This is a genomic window from Pseudomonas paraversuta, from assembly GCF_904063065.1.
GTDB classification, from domain to species: domain Bacteria; phylum Pseudomonadota; class Gammaproteobacteria; order Pseudomonadales; family Pseudomonadaceae; genus Aquipseudomonas; species Aquipseudomonas paraversuta.
This window is the reverse complement of sequence record NZ_CAJFCL010000003.1, coordinates 474,222-497,148: the sequence shown is the minus strand read 5'-3', so window position 1 is coordinate 497,148 and position 22,927 is coordinate 474,222. Positions and strand designations below refer to the sequence as shown.

17 protein-coding genes and 1 tRNA gene are annotated in these 22,927 nt (G+C 60.3%); 9 read left to right on the top strand and 9 right to left on the bottom strand.

Annotated features, from left to right (window positions below):
* Window positions 1-36 precede the first annotated feature (36 nt).
* Window positions 37-660, top strand: a complete 624-nt coding sequence (locus tag JQ845_RS08355; protein ID WP_202210483.1) for a TetR/AcrR family transcriptional regulator — start codon at window positions 37-39, stop codon at window positions 658-660.
* A 379-nt stretch (window positions 661-1,039) separates the two neighbouring features.
* Here the strand turns inward: JQ845_RS08355 and JQ845_RS08350 are convergent, their stop codons facing one another.
* Window positions 1,040-1,957 (bottom strand): LysR family transcriptional regulator, encoded by a 918-nt coding sequence (locus tag JQ845_RS08350; RefSeq protein WP_003447511.1) that lies wholly within the window; start codon window positions 1,955-1,957, stop codon window positions 1,040-1,042.
* A 128-nt stretch (window positions 1,958-2,085) separates the two neighbouring features.
* On the opposite strand from JQ845_RS08350, the gene araD1 reads away from it, so the two are divergent.
* The 4 genes from araD1 to JQ845_RS08330 all read left to right on the top strand — a co-directional run bounded on the left by araD1 (window position 2,086) and on the right by JQ845_RS08330 (window position 7,687).
* A complete protein-coding gene (araD1, locus tag JQ845_RS08345) occupies window positions 2,086-3,084 on the top strand; it encodes an AraD1 family protein (protein ID WP_010656115.1) in 999 nt (332 codons plus the stop codon).
* A 65-nt stretch (window positions 3,085-3,149) separates the two neighbouring features.
* The gene (locus tag JQ845_RS08340; protein WP_010656116.1) at window positions 3,150-4,469 is read left to right on the top strand and encodes an MFS transporter; all 1,320 of its coding nucleotides are present in this window, start codon (window positions 3,150-3,152) and stop codon (window positions 4,467-4,469) included.
* 28 nt (window positions 4,470-4,497) lie between these two features.
* The gene (locus tag JQ845_RS08335) at window positions 4,498-6,054 is read left to right on the top strand and encodes a UxaA family hydrolase (protein WP_127196740.1); all 1,557 of its coding nucleotides are present in this window, start codon (window positions 4,498-4,500) and stop codon (window positions 6,052-6,054) included.
* 46 nt (window positions 6,055-6,100) lie between these two features.
* The gene (locus JQ845_RS08330) at window positions 6,101-7,687 is read left to right on the top strand and encodes an aldehyde dehydrogenase (NADP(+)) (protein WP_161718499.1); all 1,587 of its coding nucleotides are present in this window, start codon (window positions 6,101-6,103) and stop codon (window positions 7,685-7,687) included.
* A gap of 1,624 nt (window positions 7,688-9,311) precedes the next feature.
* Here JQ845_RS08330 and JQ845_RS08325 read toward each other — a convergent pair.
* The 6 genes from JQ845_RS08325 to JQ845_RS08300 all read right to left on the bottom strand — a co-directional run bounded on the left by JQ845_RS08325 (window position 9,312) and on the right by JQ845_RS08300 (window position 16,516).
* On the bottom strand, window positions 9,312-10,370 hold the full coding sequence (locus JQ845_RS08325; protein WP_003447493.1) for a linear amide C-N hydrolase: 1,059 nt from the start codon (window positions 10,368-10,370) through the stop codon (window positions 9,312-9,314).
* A gap of 23 nt (window positions 10,371-10,393) precedes the next feature.
* Window positions 10,394-11,143: a porin family protein gene (locus tag JQ845_RS08320; protein WP_236010199.1), complete on the bottom strand. Its 750-nt coding sequence runs from the start codon at window positions 11,141-11,143 to the stop codon at window positions 10,394-10,396.
* Window positions 11,144-11,326: 183 nt separating this feature from the next.
* Entirely contained in the window at window positions 11,327-12,733 is a 1,407-nt protein-coding gene (locus tag JQ845_RS08315; RefSeq protein WP_202210481.1) for a purine-cytosine permease family protein, read from the bottom strand.
* Between the two features lie 66 nt (window positions 12,734-12,799).
* Window positions 12,800-14,641, bottom strand: a complete 1,842-nt coding sequence (locus JQ845_RS08310; protein WP_203008863.1) for an amidohydrolase — start codon at window positions 14,639-14,641, stop codon at window positions 12,800-12,802.
* Window positions 14,642-14,759: 118 nt separating this feature from the next.
* Complete coding sequence (locus JQ845_RS08305; protein ID WP_127196745.1) at window positions 14,760-15,764, bottom strand: helix-turn-helix transcriptional regulator; 1,005 nt, start codon at window positions 15,762-15,764, stop codon at window positions 14,760-14,762.
* A 176-nt stretch (window positions 15,765-15,940) separates the two neighbouring features.
* Window positions 15,941-16,516, bottom strand: a complete 576-nt coding sequence (locus JQ845_RS08300; protein ID WP_010656122.1) for a TetR/AcrR family transcriptional regulator — start codon at window positions 16,514-16,516, stop codon at window positions 15,941-15,943.
* A gap of 103 nt (window positions 16,517-16,619) precedes the next feature.
* On the opposite strand from JQ845_RS08300, the gene JQ845_RS08295 reads away from it, so the two are divergent.
* Both JQ845_RS08295 and JQ845_RS08290 read left to right on the top strand, forming a co-directional pair.
* Complete coding sequence (locus JQ845_RS08295; protein ID WP_160627205.1) at window positions 16,620-18,110, top strand: MFS transporter; 1,491 nt, start codon at window positions 16,620-16,622, stop codon at window positions 18,108-18,110.
* Between the two features lie 336 nt (window positions 18,111-18,446).
* Window positions 18,447-18,521: transfer RNA gene (locus JQ845_RS08290), tRNA-Gln, on the top strand.
* A gap of 146 nt (window positions 18,522-18,667) precedes the next feature.
* On the opposite strand, the gene JQ845_RS08285 is transcribed toward JQ845_RS08290, so the two are convergent.
* The gene (locus JQ845_RS08285; RefSeq protein WP_203008862.1) at window positions 18,668-19,111 is read right to left on the bottom strand and encodes a superantigen-like protein SSL4; all 444 of its coding nucleotides are present in this window, start codon (window positions 19,109-19,111) and stop codon (window positions 18,668-18,670) included.
* Complete coding sequence (locus tag JQ845_RS08280; RefSeq protein WP_203008861.1) at window positions 19,068-20,489, bottom strand: aminotransferase-like domain-containing protein; 1,422 nt, start codon at window positions 20,487-20,489, stop codon at window positions 19,068-19,070. Before JQ845_RS08280 ends, JQ845_RS08285 begins: the two co-directional genes overlap by 44 nt.
* A gap of 173 nt (window positions 20,490-20,662) precedes the next feature.
* On the opposite strand from JQ845_RS08280, the gene JQ845_RS08275 reads away from it, so the two are divergent.
* Together JQ845_RS08275 and JQ845_RS08270 are read left to right on the top strand one after the other, a co-directional pair.
* On the top strand, window positions 20,663-21,436 hold the full coding sequence (locus tag JQ845_RS08275; RefSeq protein WP_003447470.1) for a class II aldolase/adducin family protein: 774 nt from the start codon (window positions 20,663-20,665) through the stop codon (window positions 21,434-21,436).
* 68 nt (window positions 21,437-21,504) lie between these two features.
* Window positions 21,505-22,539: an ABC transporter substrate-binding protein gene (locus JQ845_RS08270; protein ID WP_127196751.1), complete on the top strand. Its 1,035-nt coding sequence runs from the start codon at window positions 21,505-21,507 to the stop codon at window positions 22,537-22,539.
* Window positions 22,540-22,927 lie beyond the last annotated feature (388 nt).

Genomic DNA, 22,927 nt, shown 5'->3' with positions numbered 1-22,927 from the left:
GAATAGTATTTAAGTCCTGTTACCGAGGAGACTCCAATGGCACAGATGGGACGCCCGCGTACGTTTGACCGGGATGCGGCAATCACCCAGGCCATGCACCTGTTCTGGGAGCACGGCTACGACTCGACTTCACTCAGCCAGCTCAAGGCGAGCATCGGCTCCGGCATCTCCGCGCCCAGTTTTTACGCGGCCTTCGGCTCCAAGGAAGCCTTGTTCAAGGAAGTCATGGAGCGCTACCTGAACACCCATGGCCAGGTCACCGAATGCCTGTTTGACCTGCAGTTGCCTGCCCGCGAGGCAATTGAAAGGACATTGCGTGGCTCCGCCAGAATGCAATGCGAGGATGGCCACCCCCGGGGTTGTCTGGTGGCGTTGGGACTTATGAGTGCCAGCTCGGCTGAAGCCATCGCCATTTGCGCCCCGCTCGCCGCAGCCCGGGCGCGCAACCGGGCCGGGTTTGTTGCCTGTGTGGAGCGCGGCATTGCCTCGGGCGAGTTGCTGGCAAAAACCAGTCCCGTCGCCCTGGCCACGGTGTTTGAAAGCTTTTTGCTGGGGCTTACAACCCTGGCCAGAGATGGCGTAGCCCATGGCGTGATGGAGGCTGCCATTACTCAGGTAATGAGCGCCTGGGATGCCATGCGCAGCGACACGGCGGATTGAAAGGGCTCGCTCATCTCTGGCCCGGACACCCTGTAGGAGCGAGCTAGCTCGCGAGCTTTTCAGTGCGGTATTTCGAATCGCCAACAGCTCGCGAGCAAGCTCGCTCCTACGGTGGGATGGGTGGGATGCAACCGCTACCACCCTGTGGGAGCTGGCTTGCCAGCGATGGCGGTGAGTCAGTCTATGCATCCGGCGCTGACATTGCTCTATCGCGAGGCAAGCTCGCTCCTACGGTGGGGTGGGTGGGATGCAACCGCTACCACCCTGTGGGAGCTGGCTTGCCAGCGATGGCGGTGAGTCAGTCTATGCATCCGGCGCTGACATTGCTCTATCGCGAGGCAAGCTCGCTCCTACAGGGGCTGGTCTGCAGATGGCGCTCCTACAGGGCCAGCTGGTCCACCAGCAACTGAGCTGCCGGCGTGAGCGATATGCCGTGGCGGGTGACGATTTCGTAAGGCTCGCTGCGGGATTTCAGCTCTAGAGGCAAATGCACCAGCATGCCGTGGGTAACCGCCATCTGCGCCACATCCACCGGCATCACGGCGACCAGATCCGGGTCTTGCAGCAATAACGAGAGCGTGGTGAAGGTGGATGAGGTTTCAATCGGGTAGGTCGGGAAGTTCAGCCCCGCCTCTCTGAACTCGCGCTCCAGGGTCAGGCGCATCGGCATGTTGACCGGGAACACCACCCACGCCGAATCAGCCAGATCACTCAACTCCAGGGATGCGCGACCGGCAAACCGATGGCGGGGGCTGGCGACCACCACCAGCGGTTCCTGATCCCGCAGGTGGCAGTCATATGCCGCCGGGTGCCGGCTGACGCTGGTGCGACAAAGGGCAAGGTCCAGCCGCCCTTCATCCAGCAGTAGCAGCAAGCGGGCGCTGGTGTCTTCGACAATCTCCACCGACAGCTGCGGCTGTTTGGCCCGCAAACGCGCCAGGCACTCCACCAGTGCCGGCACTGCGCCCATGATCACCCCCACCGACAGGCGACCCCCGTGGCCCTGCATGATGCCGAGCATTTCTTCACGCAAATGCGCCACGTCAGTGTGGATCAGCCGCGCATAACGAATCACGCAGCGCCCAAGGTCGTTGGGGGTCAGACCTTTGGTCGTGCGCTCGAACAGGGTTGAACCCAGGGTCGATTCGATTTCATGCAACGCCTTGGTCGCACCGGGCTGGGTGATCGCCACGGATTCGGCCGCCTTGTGCAGGGAGCCGTGTTCGTCCAGGGCAATCAGCAAACGCAGTTGCTTGAGGCGCAGGCGGGAAATGATGGTGGTGAGGGATGGCAGCATAGGGGATGACTAATGGTTATCGCTCAATCAGCATCTGTCATTAGGCAGCATCTCTGACAAAAATTAAAGTGAGCCCCAGAAGAGCCGTTACGGCTCGCCATAAAAATAACCTGCGAAGAGCTCACTCCATGCGTTTAATCCAGTTTGAAACCACCCGTGGCACACGACAGGTCGGTGTTATTGAAGGCGATGAAATCCATGTGGTGCGCGCCACCGACACTACCCGGGAGCTGGCGCTCAGCGCCATTGCCAAGGGCCACGGCCTGGTGGAAGAGGTGCTGGAACGCGGCACCGAGCCAAGTCCCTACAGTTATCGCCAGACTTTGCTCGAAGGCCGGGTCTTGCCGCCGCTCGATCACCAGGACCCGGCCCATTGCCTGGTCAGCGGCACGGGCCTGACCCATCTGGGCAGCGCTTCGACCCGCGACAAAATGCACCAGAAAAACGCCGGCGAGCAGGCCGCCATGACCGATACCGCACGGATTTTCCAGTGGGGCATCGAAGGCGGACGCCCGCCTGCGGGCACCCCGGGGGTCCAGCCCGAGTGGTTCTACAAGGGCGACGGATCGATTGTGGTTCGCCCCGGCGCGGCCTTTGACACGCCGCCATTCGCCGAGGATGCCGGCGAAGAGCCCGAGTTGACCGGCCTGTATGTGATCGGCGAAGACGCCAAGCCGTACCGCGTCGGTTTTGCCCTGGGCAACGAATTTTCCGACCACGTCATGGAGCGCCGTAATTACCTGTACCTGGCCCACTCCAAGTTGCGCAACTGCAGCTATGGCCCGGAACTGCGGGTCGGTGAGCTGCCACGTCATCTGAGCGGGATGAGCCGCATCCTGCGGGGCGATGAGGTGATCTGGGAAAAAGAGTTTCTGAGCGGTGAGGACAACATGTGCCACAGCCTTGAAAACCTTGAATACCATCACTTCAAATATGCGCAATTCCTGCGCCCCGGCGATGTGCATGTGCACTTCTTCGGCACCGCCACCCTGTCCTTTGCCGACCAGATTCAGACCCGTGAAGGCGACCGGTTCGAAATCAGCATGGCCGAGTTTGGCGAGCCTTTGGTCAATGGTATCCAGGCCGGTGCTGCCGAGCTGCCCGCCGGCAAGGTAAAACCACTGTAAATCGCTTTGCGGGTCTGCCAAAAGACCCGCCTCGCTTGATAAAAAATATAAAAATCGAGACACGTATGAACCTCAAAACTTCAGCGCCTGCGTCGTCCACGCTGGCCGATCACGCGGATGCGTCGCGTCCCACCACCGTGCGCTGGCGCATATTCCTGATCCTGCTGCTGTTGTCGGCGATCAACTACATCGACCGCGCTTCGCTGTCGGTGGCGATGCCGCTGATTTCCGCCGAGTTTGAAATGACTCCGGCCTTGGAAGGCTTGATGCTCAGTGCGTTTTTTTGGTCGTACGCATTAATGCAGATCCCCGGCGGGATGCTGCTGGACCGCTTTCAAGTGCGCAATATCGTCGGTGTTGCCACCGTGGGCTGGGGCTTTTTTCAAGCCATTGCCGGTGGTGCCCACAGCTGGATCACGCTACTGGCCACCCGTATCGGCCTGGGCGTTGCCGAATCACCGATCATGCCCGCCGGCGCCAAGTTGAACGGCGCTTGGCTAACGCCTAACGAACGGGGACGCGGCGCGACCCTGGTGGACGGCGGAGCCCCCCTGGGAACCGCGTTCGGCGCCATCATCATCGCCGGGCTGATTACCTGGTTTGACTCCTGGCGGATTGCGTTCGTGATTGCCGGGGTCGGCACCATGATCGTCGGCGTCTGGGCCTGGTGGTACATCCGCAACAGCCCGGCCGAGCACCCCAAGGTCAACGCGGCCGAACTGGCTTACATCACCGACGCCAATGCCGAAGCGGCCCGCACCCACGGCGAACGCAAGGCCATTCTCAAGGACCTGCTCAAAAGCCGCTCGGTGCTGGCCATGTTTGCCGGGTATGCCTGCTACAACAGCGTGTTCTACGGCCTGTTGACTTGGATGCCGAGCTATCTGCACAAGGCCCACAACCTGGATATCAAGGCCATGGGCGGCGCCACGTTCCTGATTTTCATGTGCGGTTTTATCGGTGAAATCTTTGGCGGCTGGCTCGCGGACAAATGGAAAGACGCAGGCGGCGCGCCCAACAAGGTGATGCGTTGCATGTTCGGCGGTTCGGCGGCCATTGCCGCGCTGTGCATCCTGCTGGTGGCTTACACCCCGGACGCCGTCACCGTCATTTCCCTGCTCTGTGTGGCGCTGTTTTTTATCCGCTGGTGCGGTATGTACTGGTGCCTGCCGGCCATTCTGGGGGGCAAATCCAAAGCCGGAGTACTGGGTGGCAGCATGAACTTCTGCGGCAATATGGTCGGAGTTATCGTGCCCATCCTGATCGGCCTGATCGTGCAGTTCACCGGTTCGTATTTCCTGGCGCTGATCTTCTTTGTGGTCATGGCGTTCGGCCTGATGCTGTTTTCTTCCCTCATTGACTACCGTGAACGCGGACTGGCCTGAGCCACTGCGCTCCATTGGGGTAACCGTGATGCAACTGATAACTAAAACAGGCAGCGAAAATGCTGCCAATGCCGTGATCCGCCTCAACCCGCTGGACGATGTACTGATTGCCCGGCAGCCCATTCCACAGGGCCTGGTGCTGGAAGCTGAAGGGCTGGTGGCGTTGAACCCGATTCCTTCCGGGCACAAGATTGCGACCCGCACTATCGAACCCGGCCAGCCGCTGCGCCGCTACGGCCAGATCATTGGCTTCGCCAGCCAGCGGATCAAGGCCGGGGAGCATGTGCATGTGCACAACCTGGTGATGGGCGACTTCTCCCGCGATTACGCTTTTGGCGTCGACGCGCGCGGGGTCGGGCCCCAGACCAGCGACACCTTCATGGGCATAGTGCGGGCCGATGGCCGGGTCGCCACCCGCAACTACATCGGCATCCTGACTTCGGTTAACTGCTCGGCAACCGTAGCCAAGGCCATTGCCGATCATTTCCGTCGTGATATCAATCCCCAGGCCCTGATCGACTACCCCAATGTTGACGGGGTGGTTGCCCTGACCCACAGCTTCGGCTGTGCCGTGGACCCGGGCGGCGAAGCCCTGGCCATGTTGCGCCGCACCCTGGGCGGTTATGCGGTGCACCCCAATTTCGCATCGGTGCTGATGATCGGCCTGGGTTGCGAAACCAACCAGATCGCCGATTTGCTGGCGGCCCAGGGCCTGGAAAAAGGCGAGTTCCTGCGCGCCTTTACCATCCAGGGCACGGGCGGCACCTCGAAAACCATCGCCAGCGGCATCGAGCAGGTCAAGTCCCTGCTGGCCCGGGCCAACCAGGTAGAACGCCAGCCCGTCAGCGCCAGCCACTTGATTATCGGCCTGCAATGCGGCGGCTCGGATGGCTACTCGGGCATCACCGCCAACCCGGCGCTGGGCAATGCGGTCGACCGGCTGGTGGCGGCAGGCGGTACCGCCATCCTGTCCGAAACCCCGGAAGTCTATGGCGCCGAGCATTTGCTTACCCGCCGCGCCGTCAGCCAGGAGGTGGGCGAGAAGCTGATCAAGCGCATCCACTGGTGGGAGGACTACTGCAAGCGGATGAACGCCGAGCTCAACAACAATCCGTCGGCGGGCAACAAGGCCGGAGGGTTGACCACCATTCTGGAAAAATCCCTGGGTGCGGTGGCCAAGGCAGGCTCCAGTGATCTGGTGGATGTTTATGAATATGCCGAAACAGTCCGCGCCCACGGCCTGGTGTTTATGGACACCCCGGGCTACGACCCGATTTCGGCCACCGGGCAAGTCGCTGGCGGCGCCAACCTGATCGCCTTTACCACAGGCCGGGGCTCGGCATACGGCTGTGCGCCCTCGCCTTCGATCAAGCTGGCGACCAATACCCGACTCTGGGAAACCCAGGAAGAAGACATGGACGTGAACTGCGGCGGCATAGCCGATGGCAGCATGACCATCGAAGAACGCGGCGAATACATCTACCGCATGATGCTGCGCATTGCTTCGGGCGAGCGCAGCAAAAGCGAGCAGCACGGGTACGGTCAGAACGAATTTGTACCCTGGCAGATCGGGGCTATTACCTGAGTCCACACCCCCTACAGGTTTCACCGATTCTCTTGAGGACACACAGATGACACACATCAGCGGTCAAAATTTTATCGCCGGGCAGCGCTGCGCTGCCGGCACCGTACATTTGCAAAGCCTTGATGCCAGCACCGGCGAAGCATTGCCCTATACCTTTATCCAGGCCACCGAGGCCGAAGTCGATGCCGCAGCCATGGCTGCCAGCGCCGCATTCCCGGCGTTCCGTGGTTTACCGGCAAGCCGCCGGGCCGAGTTTCTGGAAGCCGTCGCCGATGAAATCGACGCCCTGGGGGACGATTTCGTGGCCATTGTGTGTCGTGAAACCGCCTTGCCTGCCGGGCGTATCCAGGGCGAGCGTGGCCGCACCAGCGGGCAAATGCGCCTGTTCGCCAGCGTACTGCGCCGGGGGGATTTTTACGGTGCCCGTATCGATCAGGCCCTGCCCGACCGCCAGCCCCTGCCCCGGGCAGATCTGCGCCAGTGGCGCATCGGGGTCGGCCCGGTAGCCGTGTTTGGCGCCAGCAATTTTCCGCTGGCATTCTCCACTGCCGGCGGCGATACCGCATCGGCCCTCGCAGCCGGTTGCCCGGTGGTGTTCAAGGCCCACAGCGGGCATATGGCGACTGCCGATCTGGTGGCCCAGGCCATTGAGCGCGCAGCCACCCGCACCGACATGCCGGCCGGGGTATTCAACATGATCTACGGCGCCGGTGTCGGCGCCACCCTGGTCAAGCATCCGGCGATTCAGGCCGTCGGCTTTACCGGGTCGCTGGCGGGCGGACGTGCCCTGTGTGACATGGCAGCGGCCAGGCCGCAGCCAATCCCGGTATTTGCCGAGATGTCGAGCATCAACCCGGTGTTGATGCTGCCCCGGGCCCTGGCTGCACGCGGCGAGAAACTGGCCCTGGAGCTGGGCGCTTCCGTGATGCAGGGTGCCGGCCAGTTCTGTACCAGCCCGGGTCTGGTGCTGGGTATCCGTTCCCCCGAGTTCAGTGGCTTTGTCGAAGCACTCAGCCAGTTTTTCAGCAACCAGCCTGCGCAAACCCTGCTCAATGCAGGCGGTTTGCACAGCTACAGCAAAGGCATCAAGCGCCTGGCAGAAGTGGCTGGCATCCGTCATCTCGCAGGCTCCGGGCAACACGGCAATCAGGCCAGCCCGCAGCTGTTCCAGGCCGATGCCAGCCTGTTGATCGACGGCGCCGAGGTGTTGCAGGAAGAAGTGTTCGGACCGACCACCGTGATTGTCGAAGTGGCAGACAAAGCCCAGTTGCTGCAGGCGTTGCATAGCCTGCATGGCCAACTGACTGCGACACTGATTGCCGAACCTGCTGACCTGCAGGCGTTCGCCGAGGTGGTGCCGGTGCTGGAGCAGAAGGCCGGACGCCTGCTGCTCAACGGCTACCCGACCGGCGTCGAAGTCTGTGACGCGATGGTCCACGGCGGGCCGTACCCGGCGACCTCCGATGCCCGCGGCACCTCGGTCGGCACCCTGGCCATTGACCGTTTTCTGCGCCCGGTGTGCTACCAGAACTACCCCGACAGCCTGCTGCCGGACGCGTTGAAAAACGCCAACCCGTTGGGTATCCAGCGTCTGGTCAACGGCGAAAGCAGCCGAAACCCGCTGGCTACCTGAGGGAGGGATGTTTTTTGCAGGAGCGAGCTTGCTGGCGATCCGCTAGCACCTCGCTCGTTCAGACAGACCGCAGTGATGCCATCGCTGGCAAGCCAGCTCCCACAAGATTACCGCCGGCCACCACAAATTCCTGTAGGAGCGAGCTTGCTCGCGATCCATTGGCACCTCGCTCGTTCAGACAGACCGCAGTGATTTCATCGCTGGCAAGCCAGCTCCCACAAGATTGCTGCCGGCCACCACAAATCCCTGTAGGAGCGAGCTTGCTCGCGATCCACTGGCACCTCGCTCGTTCAGACAGACCGCAGTGATTTCATCGCTGGCAAGCCAGCTCCCACAAGATTGCCGCCAACCACCACAAATTCCTGTAGGAGCGAGCTTGCTCGCGATCCACTGGCACCTCGCTCGCTCAGCCAGACCGCAGTGATGTCATCGCTGGCAAGCCAGCTCCCACAAGATCCGCCAACCACCACAAACCCCTGTAGGAGCGAGCTTGCTCGCGATCCATTGGCATCTCGCTCGCTCAGCCAGACCGCAGTGATGTCATCGCTGGCAAGCCAGCTCCCACAAGATCCGCCAACCACTACAACCCCTGTAGGAGCGAGCTTGCTCGCGATCCACTGGCACCTCGCTCGCTCAGCCAGACCGCAGTGATGTCATCGCTGGCAAGCCAGCTCCCACAAGATTACCGCCGGCCACCACAAATCCCTGTAGGAGCGAGCTTGCTCGCGATCCACTGGCACCTCGCTCGTTCAGCCAGACCGCAGTGATGCCATCGCTGGCAAGCCAGCTCCCACAAGATCCGCCGGCCACCACAAACCCCTGTAGGAGCGAGCTTGCTCGCGATCCACTGGCACCTCGCTCGTTCAGCCAGACCGCAGTGATGCCATCGCTGGCAAGCCAGCTCCCACAAGATTGCCGCCGGCCACCACAAATTCCTGTAGGAGCGAGCTTGCTCGCGATCCATTGGCATCTCGCTCGCTCAGCCAGACCGCAGTGATGCCATCGCTGGCAAGCCAGCTCCCACAAGATTGCCGCCGGCCACCACAAATCCCTGTAGGAGCGAGCTTGCTCGCGAGCCATTGGCGTCTCGGTCGTTCCGCCAGACCGCAGTGATTTCATCGCTGGCAAGCCAGCTCCCACAAGATTGCCGCCGGCCACCACAAATCCCTGTAGGAGCGAGCTTGCTCGCGAGCCATTGGCGTCTCGGTCGTTCCGCCAGACCGCAGTGATGCCATCGCTGGCAAGCCAGCTCCCACAAGATTGCCGCCGGCCACCACAAATCCCTGTAGGAGCGAGCTTGCTCGCGATCCACTGGCATCTCGGTCGTTCAGCCAGACCGCAGTGATGCCATCGCTGGCAAGCCAGCTCCCACAAGATCCGCCGGCCACCACAAACCCCTGTAGGAGCGAGCTTGCTCGCGATCCACTGGCACCTCGCTCGCTCAGCCAGACCGCAGTGATGTCATCGCTGGCAAGCCAGCTCCCACAAGATCCGCCGGCCACCACAAATCCTTGTAGGAGCGAGCTTGCTCGCGAGCTTCTCAAGATTGCCGCGTTCACATGGCATCAATATCGGCTCGATAAAAAGCTCGCGAGCAAGCTCGCTCCTACAGGGTCAGGTGTCCTCAGGCCCCTTCGAACTTGAAGGCCGGGGTCACTTGAAACCGGTTTGAAACTTCACCCGAGTAAATCGTGCTCTGGTCCGGCCCCAGGTCCAGTTTTTTAACCGCTCCCGTGGCTTTCGAAAAATCAATCCGGTTCAGGTCGACCCAGAACGTGTTGGGGCTGATCGCCGATTCAAAGAAGTACAAACCGCGCTTGTGGTCGATCACCGATCGCCAGCGGGTCGACGAGATGTTCGGCTCGCCGGGCGTGGTAATGCCGTAAGGCACCGAAACGTTCCTGATCACACTGAATACGCTGGCCAGTGAGGAGCGCGGGTCTTCGGATTTGGGCACGGCATTGACATAAAAGGATGCCCGCGCAAAACGGTCGGCCGAACGGTTGGTGCCGGGGAGCATTACCGTGCCGCCAATGGCTTGCCAGTACGCATTCATTGCCAGTTGCGCATCGAATGCTGGCGAGTTGGTCATCACTTGATAGCGTCGGTCATGGTGGATCACCTGCTTGCCATCGATGTATTCAATGATTGCACTGTCACCCGAGGCGTCAGACATCGAAAGATGCAGGGTGGCCAGACGACTTTCACCCGGCACCTGCGCAGTGACCACGGTGAAGGGCTCGGTTTCCAGCACCGCAACCGCTTCGGCAACACTGCTGAAATTATCCAGAACATACTGCGCCCAGGCCGCAATGCTCAGCCCGGGTTTGCCTTTATGCACCGGCGGATACTCGGACTCCACCAGCCACAGCAGGTTGGCCGAGAGCCCGGCTTCGTTCACCCCGTCGGTGGTGGAAATGTCATAGCCGGTGGCAATCACACTGCCGTATTTAGAGGTCCATTTCAGTGAGCCGGCGCCCACTTCTCCAGTTCGCTGCATGCCTTGCGGGAAGATCCACAGATTGGTCGCCACATCGGTTTTCCAGTCCATGGAGCGTGCCGTAATCACATTCTGGTTATCGCCCAGGTACACCAGGCGGGTGCAGGCATCGGCCACCGGTAGCGCCAGGCTAAAGCCTGCCAGCGCCAGCGCCAGGTATCGGGTTTGTTTGAGCAACTGCATTCCTTGGCCTCCTTGAAGACGGACTAAAACCGCATGGACAGGCCCAGCACCGGTCCGCGCTGGGTCACATCGTATTTGAACTTGTTGCCGGTAAAGTCGGTGGTCCGGTACTCCTGGGACAGCACCCGATAACCGACGCGAATGATGGCGGGGTGATCAGCAACGTACATTCGGTAGCCCAGATATCCCTGGGCGTTCCAGGTTTTCTTCGAGGCTGTATCCATGCCGCCGATGTCGGCCTCACCGGAAAGGACCCAGCGATCAGTCAGGTCGACCTGAGTGCGCAAGCCCACAAATGGATCCGTCCACTCGGTTTTTTTGCTGATACTGAACCCCAGGGCGTTGACGTCCAGCTTTGTCGAGAGCTTGGTCCAGCGCAGGCCGACAGTGGGTTCCAGGCGCCAGGTGCGCGGCTCGGAAAAGACCGTTGCGCCCCCCAGCGCGTGTTCATACACCCGGTAGTACACACCGCCGGCAAGGGTGGTCTGGGTGATCGCCAGCCCGACCTTGCGCCCGTAGACCCTCTCGGACTGATCGGTTTTGGCATACACACCATCGAGGTAGAACCCCAGGGTGCGATTGGTCAGTTCCAGGTTGCCCATGAATACTGAGCTGAGGTTGTGCACGACCTCTGAGAACGGTACATCGACCCTGCTGTTGACCCCGCCCAGTGCCGCCTGCCCGTGCATGGACGGCGCCCACACAAACGGACTTGCCAGCAGCAGCCACTCTGGCCCGGCGGGTGTCGCCGCCGGGCCTTCACCATGGGCCATGTGCATGCAAGCCAACAGCGGCACAGCCACTGATGCAGACTTGAATGTCTGTCTTGTCAAAGGTTTGAGCCTCATTGCCTGTCGTCCCGATTGACCCGCTAGCGAATTGATCAATAGGTATAGCAAAGAAACTCACTGCAGCCTGTGCCCTGCGTCAAGGGCTGCGGGGGTTTGGCAGTGACGCTATTGAGGGATCACCGCAGGCACGACGCGCACTGAAGTTCTGGCCAGCAGGTAATAGAGCATGCCTGGCACCACCAGCCCTACGATCCAGGAAATATCCACCCCGCCGAGCTGCGCAACCATCGGCCCCGAGTAGAAGTGACTGTCGACAAAGGGCAGCTGGATCAAGACACCTGCCACATACACGCTGATGCCCAAAACGTTCCAGCGACCATAGCGGCCCCGCGGGTCGGACAACGCCTTGAGGTCGTAGCGCCCCTTGTTGATGAAGTAGTAATCCACCAGGTTGATGGCGCTCCAGGGGGTAAAAAAGGTCAGCAGGAACAGGATGAAGTACTTGAAGGTATTTAAAAACGAGTCCTGCCCCAGCAACGCGAGGGTGGTCGACGCCGCGACAATCACCAGCACAAACAGCATGCGCTGGCGGGCAGTTATTTCCAGGTGGCTGCGCCAGCCGCTGATGATGGTGGCGATGCACATGAAGCTGCCGTAGGCGTTGAGGGTCGACACCGTGACCTTGCCGAAAACGATGCTCAGGTACAGCAATGAAGCCATCAAACCGCTACTGCCCAGTCCGACAATAGTGGCCACTTCATGACCACGAAAGTTGCTGCCCGCCAGTGCTGCGGCGAACACGCCGAGCACCATCGAGGCCTGGGCCCCCACTACAGTGCCCAGGCCCACGGCAGCAAAGGTTTTCCAGGACGACGTGGCGCTCGGCAGGTAGCGCGAGTAGTCCGCCACATAGGGACCGAAAGCGATCTGCCAGGAGGCCGAAAGTGACACCGCCAGCAGGAAAGATCCCCAGCTGAAGTGGCGATTTTCCAGCAACAGGCCGATATCGTGCAGCGTCATCAGCCGGGTAAACAGATAGGCAAAGGCAATGATCCCCAGCACGCTGGCCACCTTGCCAACGATGTGGATGACGCGATAACCGAAAATGGTCAGAAACGCGATACAGGCCGAAAAGATCAGGATCCCGGCGCTGTCACTGACATCGATCAACTGGGCAATGGCCTGCCCGGACAGTACCGCGCCAGTGGCGCTGAAGCCCAGGTACATCAGGCACACCAGCACTATCGGGATGGCAGCTCCGTAGACCCCGAACTGCACCCGGCTGGAGATCATCTGTGGCAAGCCCAGTCTGGGTCCTTGAGCGGCATGCAAAGCAACCACGGCTCCGCCAAACAGCTGACCGATAAACAAGCCGATCAACGACCAGAACACATCCCCGCCGAGTACTACGGCCAGAGCCCCGGTGACTATTGCGGTGATCTGCAGGTTGGCGCCGAGCCAGAGGGTGAACTGGCTATAGAGGCTGCCATGGCGCTCGGCCTCGGGAATGAAATTGATCGAGCGGGTTTCAATCAGCGGACTTCGCTGATGACTGACACTGGGATTGCTCATCAGGGTACTTCCTTTATTTTTTTTATTGGAAACGCTTGTTGCATGTTCTGCGCCCGGGCGCTGCCCTCACGGGGCAAGTGCAGCCCGGGACAACCCTTTCGGATCAAGGCCGGACGCATGCTCCTTGCGCCACACCACCTGGCCGCCGACAACGGTCATCAGCACTTGATTGCGCGCCAGCTCCTGCTCGGGCACTTGCATGAAGTTTTTGTCCAGTACGATCAGGTCGGCGAATTTTCCCACCTCGAGCGAACCCAGGACTTTGTCCAGATTCAACTGTTGAGCGGCGTTGAAAGTAATGGCGCGAATCACCTCGGCGCGGGACAGCGCCGGCTCGGCGTTTAACTTGCCCGCGTATTCGGGACCGAAACTGTGGGGGTTCAGCGGATCACCCGAGCGGGTGACCCCGACCTTGAGTGCCAGGAACGGATCGAGAGGGTCCACCGGCCAGTCACTGCCGTAGGCAATACGCCCGCCGGCATTATGGATACTGCCGAAGGGCTCCATGCGTTCCAGACGCTCGGGCCCCAGATGATCGCCGGTACTGTCGAGCACCGACGGCGACTGCTGGGCCCACTGCAAAGACATGGTGGCCGTCACGTCGAGCGCCTTGAAACGCGGGTAGTCCGCAGGATCCACCGTCTCGGCGTGGGCGATAGCGGGCCTGAAAGCATTGTCCGGCAACTGCTGGCGCACGTACTGGATACTGTTCAGAGCCTCACGTACGGCGCGCTCGCCAGTGGCATGCAAGTGCGGGTCGAGGCCGGCCCGGGCCGCCTGCAACAGTAGAGGGTCGAGCACTTGCCTGGGGAAGTACAGTTCCCCCAGGTTTTTGCCGGGAGTCCATTCTGGTGCCGTATCGGAGCCGGCGTTATGCAAGTAAGGGGTCAGCAAGGCACCGGTGTCTGCGGGAGCGTTGATGATGCCATCCATGAACAGTTTGACATGACGCAGGCTCACCCCCGGCGTCACTTTGGTTTCACCCTGATCGTAGGCTGCAGCCAGTGACTTGACCCCGGCGATGGTTTTGACCGGGTCTGCAGCTGCAGCATGGGGGTCCAGCCTGATCGCCAGCAATGCCCGGGCGGTCAGCTCCCCCGAGTGCTGCAAGGTGGTAAAGGCTTTGCCATTTTCAGCGCCGGAGTAGGCATCCATAAAGCTGGTGATGCCTTGCTCACGCATGGCATCGAGCGCTGCGCGGATCTGCTTGAGCTTTTGTGCGTCAGTGACGGGGGGCACCACCGAAGCGACCATATTGGCAGCACCGTCTTCACAAATACCGGTCGGGTTGCCGGCCTTATCCCTGACGAACTTGCCATCTGCCGGGTTGGCCGTGTGCCGGTCGACCCCGGCCAGAGCCAGGCCACGGGAGTTGCTGAGCACCGTATGAAAGTCGGAGGAGCGCACCTGAATCGGGCGTTTGGTGTCGAGGGCATCCAGGGTCGATTTATCGGGATCGCCGTCAAGACCGACCATTGCCATTCGATCCCAGCTGCCGACTTCCAGCCACACATCGGGCCCCTTGTCCGCGCTGGCATCCAGGCACGCCTGGATCGCCGCCTGGAACATCGGGCGAGTCAGGGGCTGGTATTTCAAGTCACACAAGGTCAGGGCGCGCCCCCCATCCCCGGGGTGCATATGAGCATCGATAAAGCCCGGCATCAGCATGCGTCCCGCCAGATCGATCACCTGGGTCTGTTGGCCGATATACGAACTGACCCCCGCATCGTTACCCACATAAACGATCTTTCCACCTGCAACGGCGATCGCTTGCTGTACCGAGTCCTGACCATCAACGGTGTACACCTGACCGTTGCGCATCACCATGTCTGCCGGAGCAGTACTGCGGGTCTGACAGCCCACCAGTGCCAGAGTGGCAACAGCCATGAACAAGCCGGAAAACTTCAAGTGCCTCACCTCTGTTTTTATTGTGGGGTGCGAATCAGCTGCCACGCCCCGTGACAGGCAGGGCCCACCCTATAGAACGCAGAAACATTTCGAACCTCCACAAATGAGGAGGGTGAGGTCATGGGCTGCTGACAGCCACCGCCGGATTCAATCCAAGTGCCGCACCCAGTTCGACCTTGCTTTTAACCCCCAGCTGCAGATAGCTGTTGCGCAGATAGGTACGGACCGTCGCGGGGCTCAGTACCAGGATTCTGGCTATTTCCTTATAGGAATGACCTGCTGCGAACAGCAAGGCGACGGTTCGCTCCCGGGGCGCCAGTACCGAGGCCCGCGACGGCGCTGCAAGGGACAGAATGACGTGCTCTGCGTGGGGACTCAGGGTCAGTACCGAGCGGCCAAGGCGGATCACCGAGGGTGCCTGTTGCAGTTGCCTGCTTACCTGAGCGGGCAACACTGACCCGCTCCATCCGGGAAATTCACGCTCGATCACTGCACACAGGCGTGCTCCCACGTAATGCAAACTGCCGTCCAGGCGCGCAACGGCAAAATCACTCAGCCCGTCCTGGCTGTCGAAGCGGATCAGGTCTTGCACCTGAAAGCGCCACAGTTGCAGTAAATGCTCACAGAAGGCTGAAAACAGACTGCGCTCCATGGCGCAGAAAGCCGCGGCGGATGAACCACGGTACAGACAGACAAAAAACATCAAGCCGCTTTCGGGCAATTCAAAGCTGATACACATCACATGAAACAGATCATGGCGCCGCGCAAAGGCATCGACTTGCGCGCAGGGATCGGTAAAACCGCTTTCACATATGACCTTACCGGGTTGACCCAATGTGTCGCGGGAAAAGCTGTCACTGCCTGCGCCCTTGTGCCATTCGCCGGCAAACGACTCGGGCAGGTCGATACGCCCGTGCATCCAGGTTTGCGGAGGTACATCGAGGGCTGAGGTCGACATCTCGCCCCACCATGCACTGGCAAAAGGCACCACCTGGCGAAATGCCTGCAGGCCCTCTTGCATGAAGTGAGAACCGCCGCGGGTCCGGGCAAGTCGCCCCAGCTCAAGCAGGCAACTGTTGAACGCCAGGAGCCTGGTCATTTCCTGCTTGCTGCGCGTATCCATCGCTGAAATCCCAAGGGTTAGGTAGCCTTTCTCGACCGGCCCCCTGCAGGAGCGAGCTTGTCTCGCGGTGATTGTTAACGTCGAGACCATCGCGAGGCAAGCTCATGGTTGCAGCATTGAAAAAAGCTCGCGAGCAAGCTCGCTCCTACAGGCAGTCCACGCCCTGTCAGTAGCGATCAGCAAGGATCGGTCTGTTCCGCGGGCGCTGTGCTGTCCGCTGCCAGCAATGTCTGGATGTCGGAAAAAATGCTTTGCCACTCGTCTTCTGTCATCGCCAGAAAGCCGAAGCTGCGCAGCAGGAAAGCACCTTCAGAGGCCAGGAATGCCAGGCGGGCCCGACGTCCATCTGCTGTCTGCGGGTCTGCCAGATTCATCCGCGCCCGGTACCAGTCACGGGTTGGCTGGCGCAGCGAGTCGACCCCGAGCAACGCCGTCATCATGCCTGCCGCCCGGTCTGCCTGCATGCCATCGGTGGCACGGGTGGCTGCGGTGTGGGCAGCAATCAGCTGTATGCCCCCGGGCTCGTCCCCCGCCAGGCTGTGCACCTGATCATCGAACTCCAGGCTCCAGCGCTCATACATCGCCTGTATGAGGTTGTCCTTGGTGCCAAAACACGACTGCACCCCGCCTTTGCTGACTCCGGCAGCCTTGGCCACTTCGCCTATGGTCAGGCTGGCGATGCCCCCCTCGCGCACCAGCGCCTCTGCAGCGTCAAGCAGCTGGTTGCGATCAATAACGGAAGGTCTGGCCATTTGAAAATTCCCGAATTAGAATACGATCGTATTGTAATCAGTGGGCGTCACTCTTGATAGGCCCATCATGACCAATATTTGAACAGGATTTAACGGTGAAACCATGATGCATTCACAACGCTGGCTGATCCTGGCGATCATTTCCAGCGCCCTGTTTTTGATCGTTATCGACATGACCGTGCTCTATACCGCACTGCCGACTTTGACCCGGGAGCTGCAGGCATCGGCTTCGGAAAAGCTCTGGATCGTCAATTCCTACGCGCTGGTGGTGTCCGGCCTGCTGCTGGGTATGGGCACCCTGAGTGACCGCCTTGGCCATAAACGGCTGTTTATCGCTGGCCTGGCGATCTTCGGGGTGGCTTCGCTGTGCGCGGCATTCTCGCCCACGCCCGGGTGGTTGATCGCTGCCCGCTCGTTACTGGCGGTGGGGGCTGCGGTCATGATGCCTGCGACCCTCTCCATCATCCGCATGACCTTCACCGATGAGCGTGAGCGTTCGATGGCGATCGGTATCTGGGCCGCCGTGGCGTCAGGCGGTGCCGCATTCGGCCCGGTGCTCGGTGGCGCGTTGCTGGAATACTTCTGGTGGGGCTCGGTGTTTCTGATCAATGTGCCCATCGTGCTGGTCGCGCTGGTACTGGGAGTGATGTTGATTCCCGGGCACCCGGGCAACAGTAAAAAACGCTGGGATTTGTGGGGCTCGGTTCAGGTCATGATCGGCCTGATCGGTATCGCCTATGCCATTAAAGAGCTGGGTAAACGCGCTCCGTCGTTTGCTACGGCGGCGGTTGTGTTCGCGATTGGCCTGGCGTTCATGGTTTGGTTCGTTCGTCGTCAGCGCCATAAAGCCCAACCGATGATCGACTTCAAGATCTTCAACAACCCCGGGTTCACCGCAGCAGTGGCCTCGGCGATGGTTGCCACCACCGCGCTGATTGGTATGGAGCTGGTGTTCACCCAGCGTTTACAGCTGGTGATGGGCCTGTCGCCACTGCAGGCCGGGTTGTTTATTTTGCCTCTGCCGCTGGCCTCATTTGTCTCCGGGCCATTGACCGGGCACTGGCTGCAGCGCGTCGGTAGCCAGCGGATGCTGTTCTGGGCGCTGCTGGTATCGAGCATCGGCATGGCCGCTTACCTGCTGCTGTACAACGCCAATATCGGGGCACAAATCGCCAGCCTGATCGTGCTGGGACTGGGGCTGGGGGCAACCATGACTGCCGCTTCAAGCACCATCATGAACAGTGCCTCCCAGGATCAGGCAGGGATGGCGGCCTCTATCGAGGAAGTGTCATTCGAACTGGGCGGCGCGATTGGTGTGACCCTGATGGGCAGCATCCTGTCGGCGGTCTACGCGGCCAGCATGGTGATTCCGGCCGGGATGCAGGTGCCGGCCATGGTCAGCGACAGTCTGGACGAAGCCCTGATCACGGCCGAGGCCATGACCACAGAATCGGCTGCCACCCTTACGGCACTGGCCCGGGCTGCGTTTGACCAGGGGTTTGTTGCGGTACTGGCGGTATCCGCGCTGTTGCTGTTGGTGGCCGCCATCGTGGTGCGCCTGAAAACCACGGATCAGGTGCCAGTGAAGGCTTAGCCAGCCTTCACTCCTGTTGCTGGGGCCACCTTGCCGGGCTTTGAATCGCGGACAGATTTGCCGATGACACAAATCTGTCCGCGACCTTTAATCATCTGGCGCCGTGCCTGGAATATGGGTGCTGGACAGCGAATTGGCCCAATTTGATAGTAACCAGCTGTTTTTACGAGATTTTTTTCAATTAGTGCTTCCCATATGAAACAAATGTTGGTAAATTTCCGCGCATTGTTGGAGCGGGCCAAAAACAAGGTTCGCAACGACGGTAACCATCCTCTCGATGCCACTCGCAATGAGTGACCTCACAAGAGATCGATGGGCAGTAAATGCAGTTGATACAGGGGCGTCGCCAAGCGGTAAGGCAGCAGGTTTTGATCCTGCCATGCGTTGGTTCAAATCCAGCCGCCCCTGCCATTTACTTGATTCATCCACGTGTAATTCAGCCGTCAGGCGCTACACGTTTAAAAACCTCCCCCCCCTTTTGATTTTCCGTTTCAAGCCGCCAGTCATCCCTGCGCGAAGCATAAACCGGTGCTTGCCGTTGCATATGGCGCGGGCCGCTAACCCCCCGGGGTGTCTATATCGGCGTCATGCCGGGGTTTGGGTTCGGGTTCGGATTTGAAATTCGGGCTGTACGGATTTTCTTCAGCTTCGGCGTTGGGCCTGGGTTTGTTTGGCACCTTTTGCGGACCTGCCGGATCGAGGGCCGGCCCGGACGGGTCCGGGGCAGCGGAGTCGGGTTCTGCACCCTTGCTTGCGGCACCCTGAGCAGTTGATCGCGGTACTTCTGGCACGTTAGTACCCATATCCACCTCCACATCTTTGGCTTGATCTTCATGACTCAAGGAATTGGAGCCCTGCCCTGCCCGATCGTGCTGGCGAATCGACGAGCGGGCAAACGTGAACTCTCGCGGGTGATACTCGGTGCCGATGGCGCCCGCCAGCAGCGCGCCTGTCCGGTCAGTCGGCGCGGATTTCCCCCAGAAAGCGGTAGATCCGGTCATCCATGGAATGGGCCACGTTGAAGCGGATCCAGGGCACGACACGGGCATCGGGCATGAACAACTGCCCCGGGGCAAAGAGGATTTTTTCATCCCTGGCCTGCATCGCCAGAGCCGTGGAGTCTTCGATCTGCGGGTGCCGCGCCCACAGGAACAAGCCTGCATAGGGCTCGACATAGGGCTCCATGCCAACACTGCGCAAACGCCGGCCAACCACCTCGTGGGCCTCGGCCAGACGGCTTTGCAGCTGTTTGACGTGTTTGCGATGGCGTCCCTGCAGCAGCACTTCGAGGGCCAGCTCTTCGGTGATTTGCGAGGTGGTCAGGCCACTGACCAGTTTCAGCGGCAGCAACTCGTCGATCAGCTCCTGGCGGGCAGCGATGAAGCCCACCCGCAATGCCGGCGCTATGGTCTTGGAAAAGCTGGCGATATAAATCACCCGCGACAGCTGATCCATACCTGCCAATGCCTGCTGGCCGCTCGGGTCCAGGTCGGCATAGATGTCGTTTTCGACAATCAGGAAATCATGCTTGTGCGCCAGTAGCAGCAAGCGATGGGCGATGGCCAACGACAGGCTGGTACCGGTGGGACATTGCAGGCGGGTGTTGGTGAAAAACACCTTGGGCCGGTGCTGCACGATCAGTTGTTCAAGCTGTTCCAGGTCGATGCCGTCACGGGTGCGCGGCACACCCAGCAGCCTGGCGCCTTGCAAATGCAGATTGAAAAACAGGTTGTGATAGCCCGGCTCGTCAACCAGCACCGGGTCGCCCCGCTGCACCAGGTAACGCACCACCAGATCCAGTGCATGACTGGCGCCGCCGGTCAGGATGATTTGTTCGGGGTGGGCCGCAATCCGGCTGTCGGCCAGTTTCTCCACCAACCTGGCGCGCAGTTTCGCGCTGCCTTTGGCAATGCCGTAACCGGAAAAATCCCCGGGCGCGCTTCGGGCCAGCAACCGCAGGCTACGTTGCAGGCCATCGTCGTCCGCCCACTGTTCAGGCAGCAGACCGACCCCGGGACGCACCTCTGTACCCATCGGCTGGAAGGCCCGCTGCAATAACAGGTAAGCGTCGAAATCGAACTCGCCGTGCGCATCCACATCCGCAGCCTCTGCCGGCGCCGGCGCCGCGCAAATAACGCTGTCCGCCAGTTCGCGCACGAAGAAACCGGCATTGGGCACCGCTTTCAACAAGCCCGCTGCCACCAGCCGGTCATAGGCCTCGACAACGGTGAAGTGGCTGACCTTATGGGATTGCGAGAGCTTGCGGATCGAGGGCAACTTGCTGCCCGGGCGTAACTGTTGCTGTTTGATCGCCAGACTGATGCCAGCAACGATCTGGCTAACCAGCGGCGCCTGCGAAGCGGAATCCAGGAACATCATGAGAACGTCCGTACAAGCAAGGTTTGGGCAGGCTGGTGTACTGGTAAAAAGACCATAACAGTGATGCCGTCATAAGGCCTGTTGTGTGTCTGGTCGCCAGCAGGGCACTACGTCAGGATCGGGGCATGGCCGATCGATTTATCGGCAGAACATACCACGAACCTGGAACCGCCATGCACGATACCCCCCTGCAAATCGACCGCAGCCAGATCAGCGCACAAGAGTGGCAAACCCGTTGTGACCTGGCAGCGCTCTACCGCCTGCTCGCGCATTTGCGCATGACCGATCTGATCGACACCCACATCTCCGCCAGGGTTCCAGGTGAGCACGACCACTTCCTGATCAATTGCTATGGGGTGCTGTTCCACGAAATGCGCGCCTCGGATCTGATCAAAATCGATCATCAAGGCAATGTCCTCGATCCCTGGCGCGGGGCCGACAGTGTCAACCGTGCCGGCTTCAATATTCATTCGGCGATCCATGGGGCGCGCCCGGATATCGATTGCGTGGTGCACACCCATACCTCGGCAGGTATCGCCGTATCCGCCCAGGAAAACGGCTTGTTACCGATCAGCCAGCATGCCCTGAAGTTCTACCGGCGCCTGGCTTACCATGATTATGAGGGCATCTCTTTGAACCCCGATGAACGCGCCAGGCTGGTGGCCGACCTGGGACCGCACATGGCGATGATCCTGCGCAACCACGGGCTGCTGGCAGCCGGACGCAGCATCGCTGAAGCCTTCAACCAGATCTACTTCCTGGAACGCGCTTGCCAGGCCCAGGTGCAGGCACTGGCCGGTGGACAGGCATTGCGCTTGCCCTCAGAGGCCGTATGCGAATTGACCGCGCAACAGTCCGATGACGAAATCGACCAGCAGCTGCACCAACTTGCCTGGACCTCGGCCCTGCGTCTCATCGCCGGTGACCCGGTGGATTATCGCACCTGAGCGGCGAGCGCCAGACACCGCCATTGATTCTTCTACATCTGCCAAAACCAACAATCCTAGAGGTAGACATGAAAAGCAAAGCCATTGGAACCCTGTTGCTCGCCGTCGTGGCGTCGAGTGCCATGGCCAGCGAAATAACCGTGATTTCGTTCGGCGGCGTCAGCAAGGATGTGCAGTCGCAAGCCTTCTACAAACCCTTTGAAAAAGCCACCGGCAACCAACTGATAGCCGGGGAATACAACGGCGAAATGGGCCGGATCAAGGTCATGGTCGATACCGACAGCGTCAACTGGGACGTGGTTCAGGTCGAAGCACCGGAACTGATTCGCGGTTGCGATGAAGGCATGTTCGAGCCACTGGATGCCGCGCAACTGGGCAAGGCCGAAGACTTCGTGCCCGGCACATTCTCGGAATGCGGTGCCGGCTTGCTGGTCTGGTCCATGGCTATGGCTTACAACAGCGACAAACTGAGTGCTGCGCCCACTGGCTGGAAGGATTTCTGGGATGTGCAGAAGTTTCCCGGCAAGCGCAGCCTGCGCAAAGGAGCCAAGTACACCCTGGAAATCGCCTTGATGGCCGATGGCGTGGACTATGCCGATATCTATAAAGTACTTGGCAGCAAAGAAGGTGTGGATCGCGCATTCCGCAAACTGGATCAGATCAAGTCCCAGCTTCAATGGTGGGAAGCAGGCGCGCAGCCAATGCAGTTCCTGGCCAGCGGTGATGTGGTCATGAGCACCGCCTTCAATGGTCGCGTGTTCTCGGCCCAGGAATCCGGAGCCCCGGTCAAGATCGTCTGGAACGGCAGCATCTATGCCATCGACTCCTGGGCTATCCCAAAAGGCAGCAAGAACAAGGCCGTCGCGGAGCAGTTCATCAGTTTCTCCTTGCGCCCGGAAAACCAGAAGATCCATACCGCGACCCTGGGTTATGGTTCGACCAGTCTGCATACCGCAGCCCTGCTTGATCCCGCCCTGGCAGCACGCCTGAACACCGCCCCGTCAAACCTGGCGCAGGCAATGCCCATGAACAATGGATTCTGGGTCGATCATGGCGAAGAGCTAGAACAGCGCTTCAACGCCTGGGTGGCTAAAACCCACTGATCCCGCGCCGCTGCCCCGCCAGCTCCGGCATGTCGGTCAAACGGCAGAGCGGAGTTCCAAAGCCCGGCATCTGATCGACCCGGGAAAGGGCCGGTCAGACTGGCAATATCCACTGCAGCGCGGGGATGAACCGATCCCCCCCATAAACAGCACAGCTTGCCCAAGCAGGTGTGGTCAGTAGCCCTACGCTACGTTGAGGCATGCCAAGTGTTATCTCCACGTTGAGGAGCAGACAACACAGGGCAGTTACTGCCTGCGCACCCGCGGGATAACCTTAAACGTCTTTCAATATAAAAAGAGTCAATTAAAAAACGATAGACAATAAACATACAAGGGTATCTGTTGCGAGCCCCATCATTGCAGCATGGCATGCTGCCCAAGCACTTGC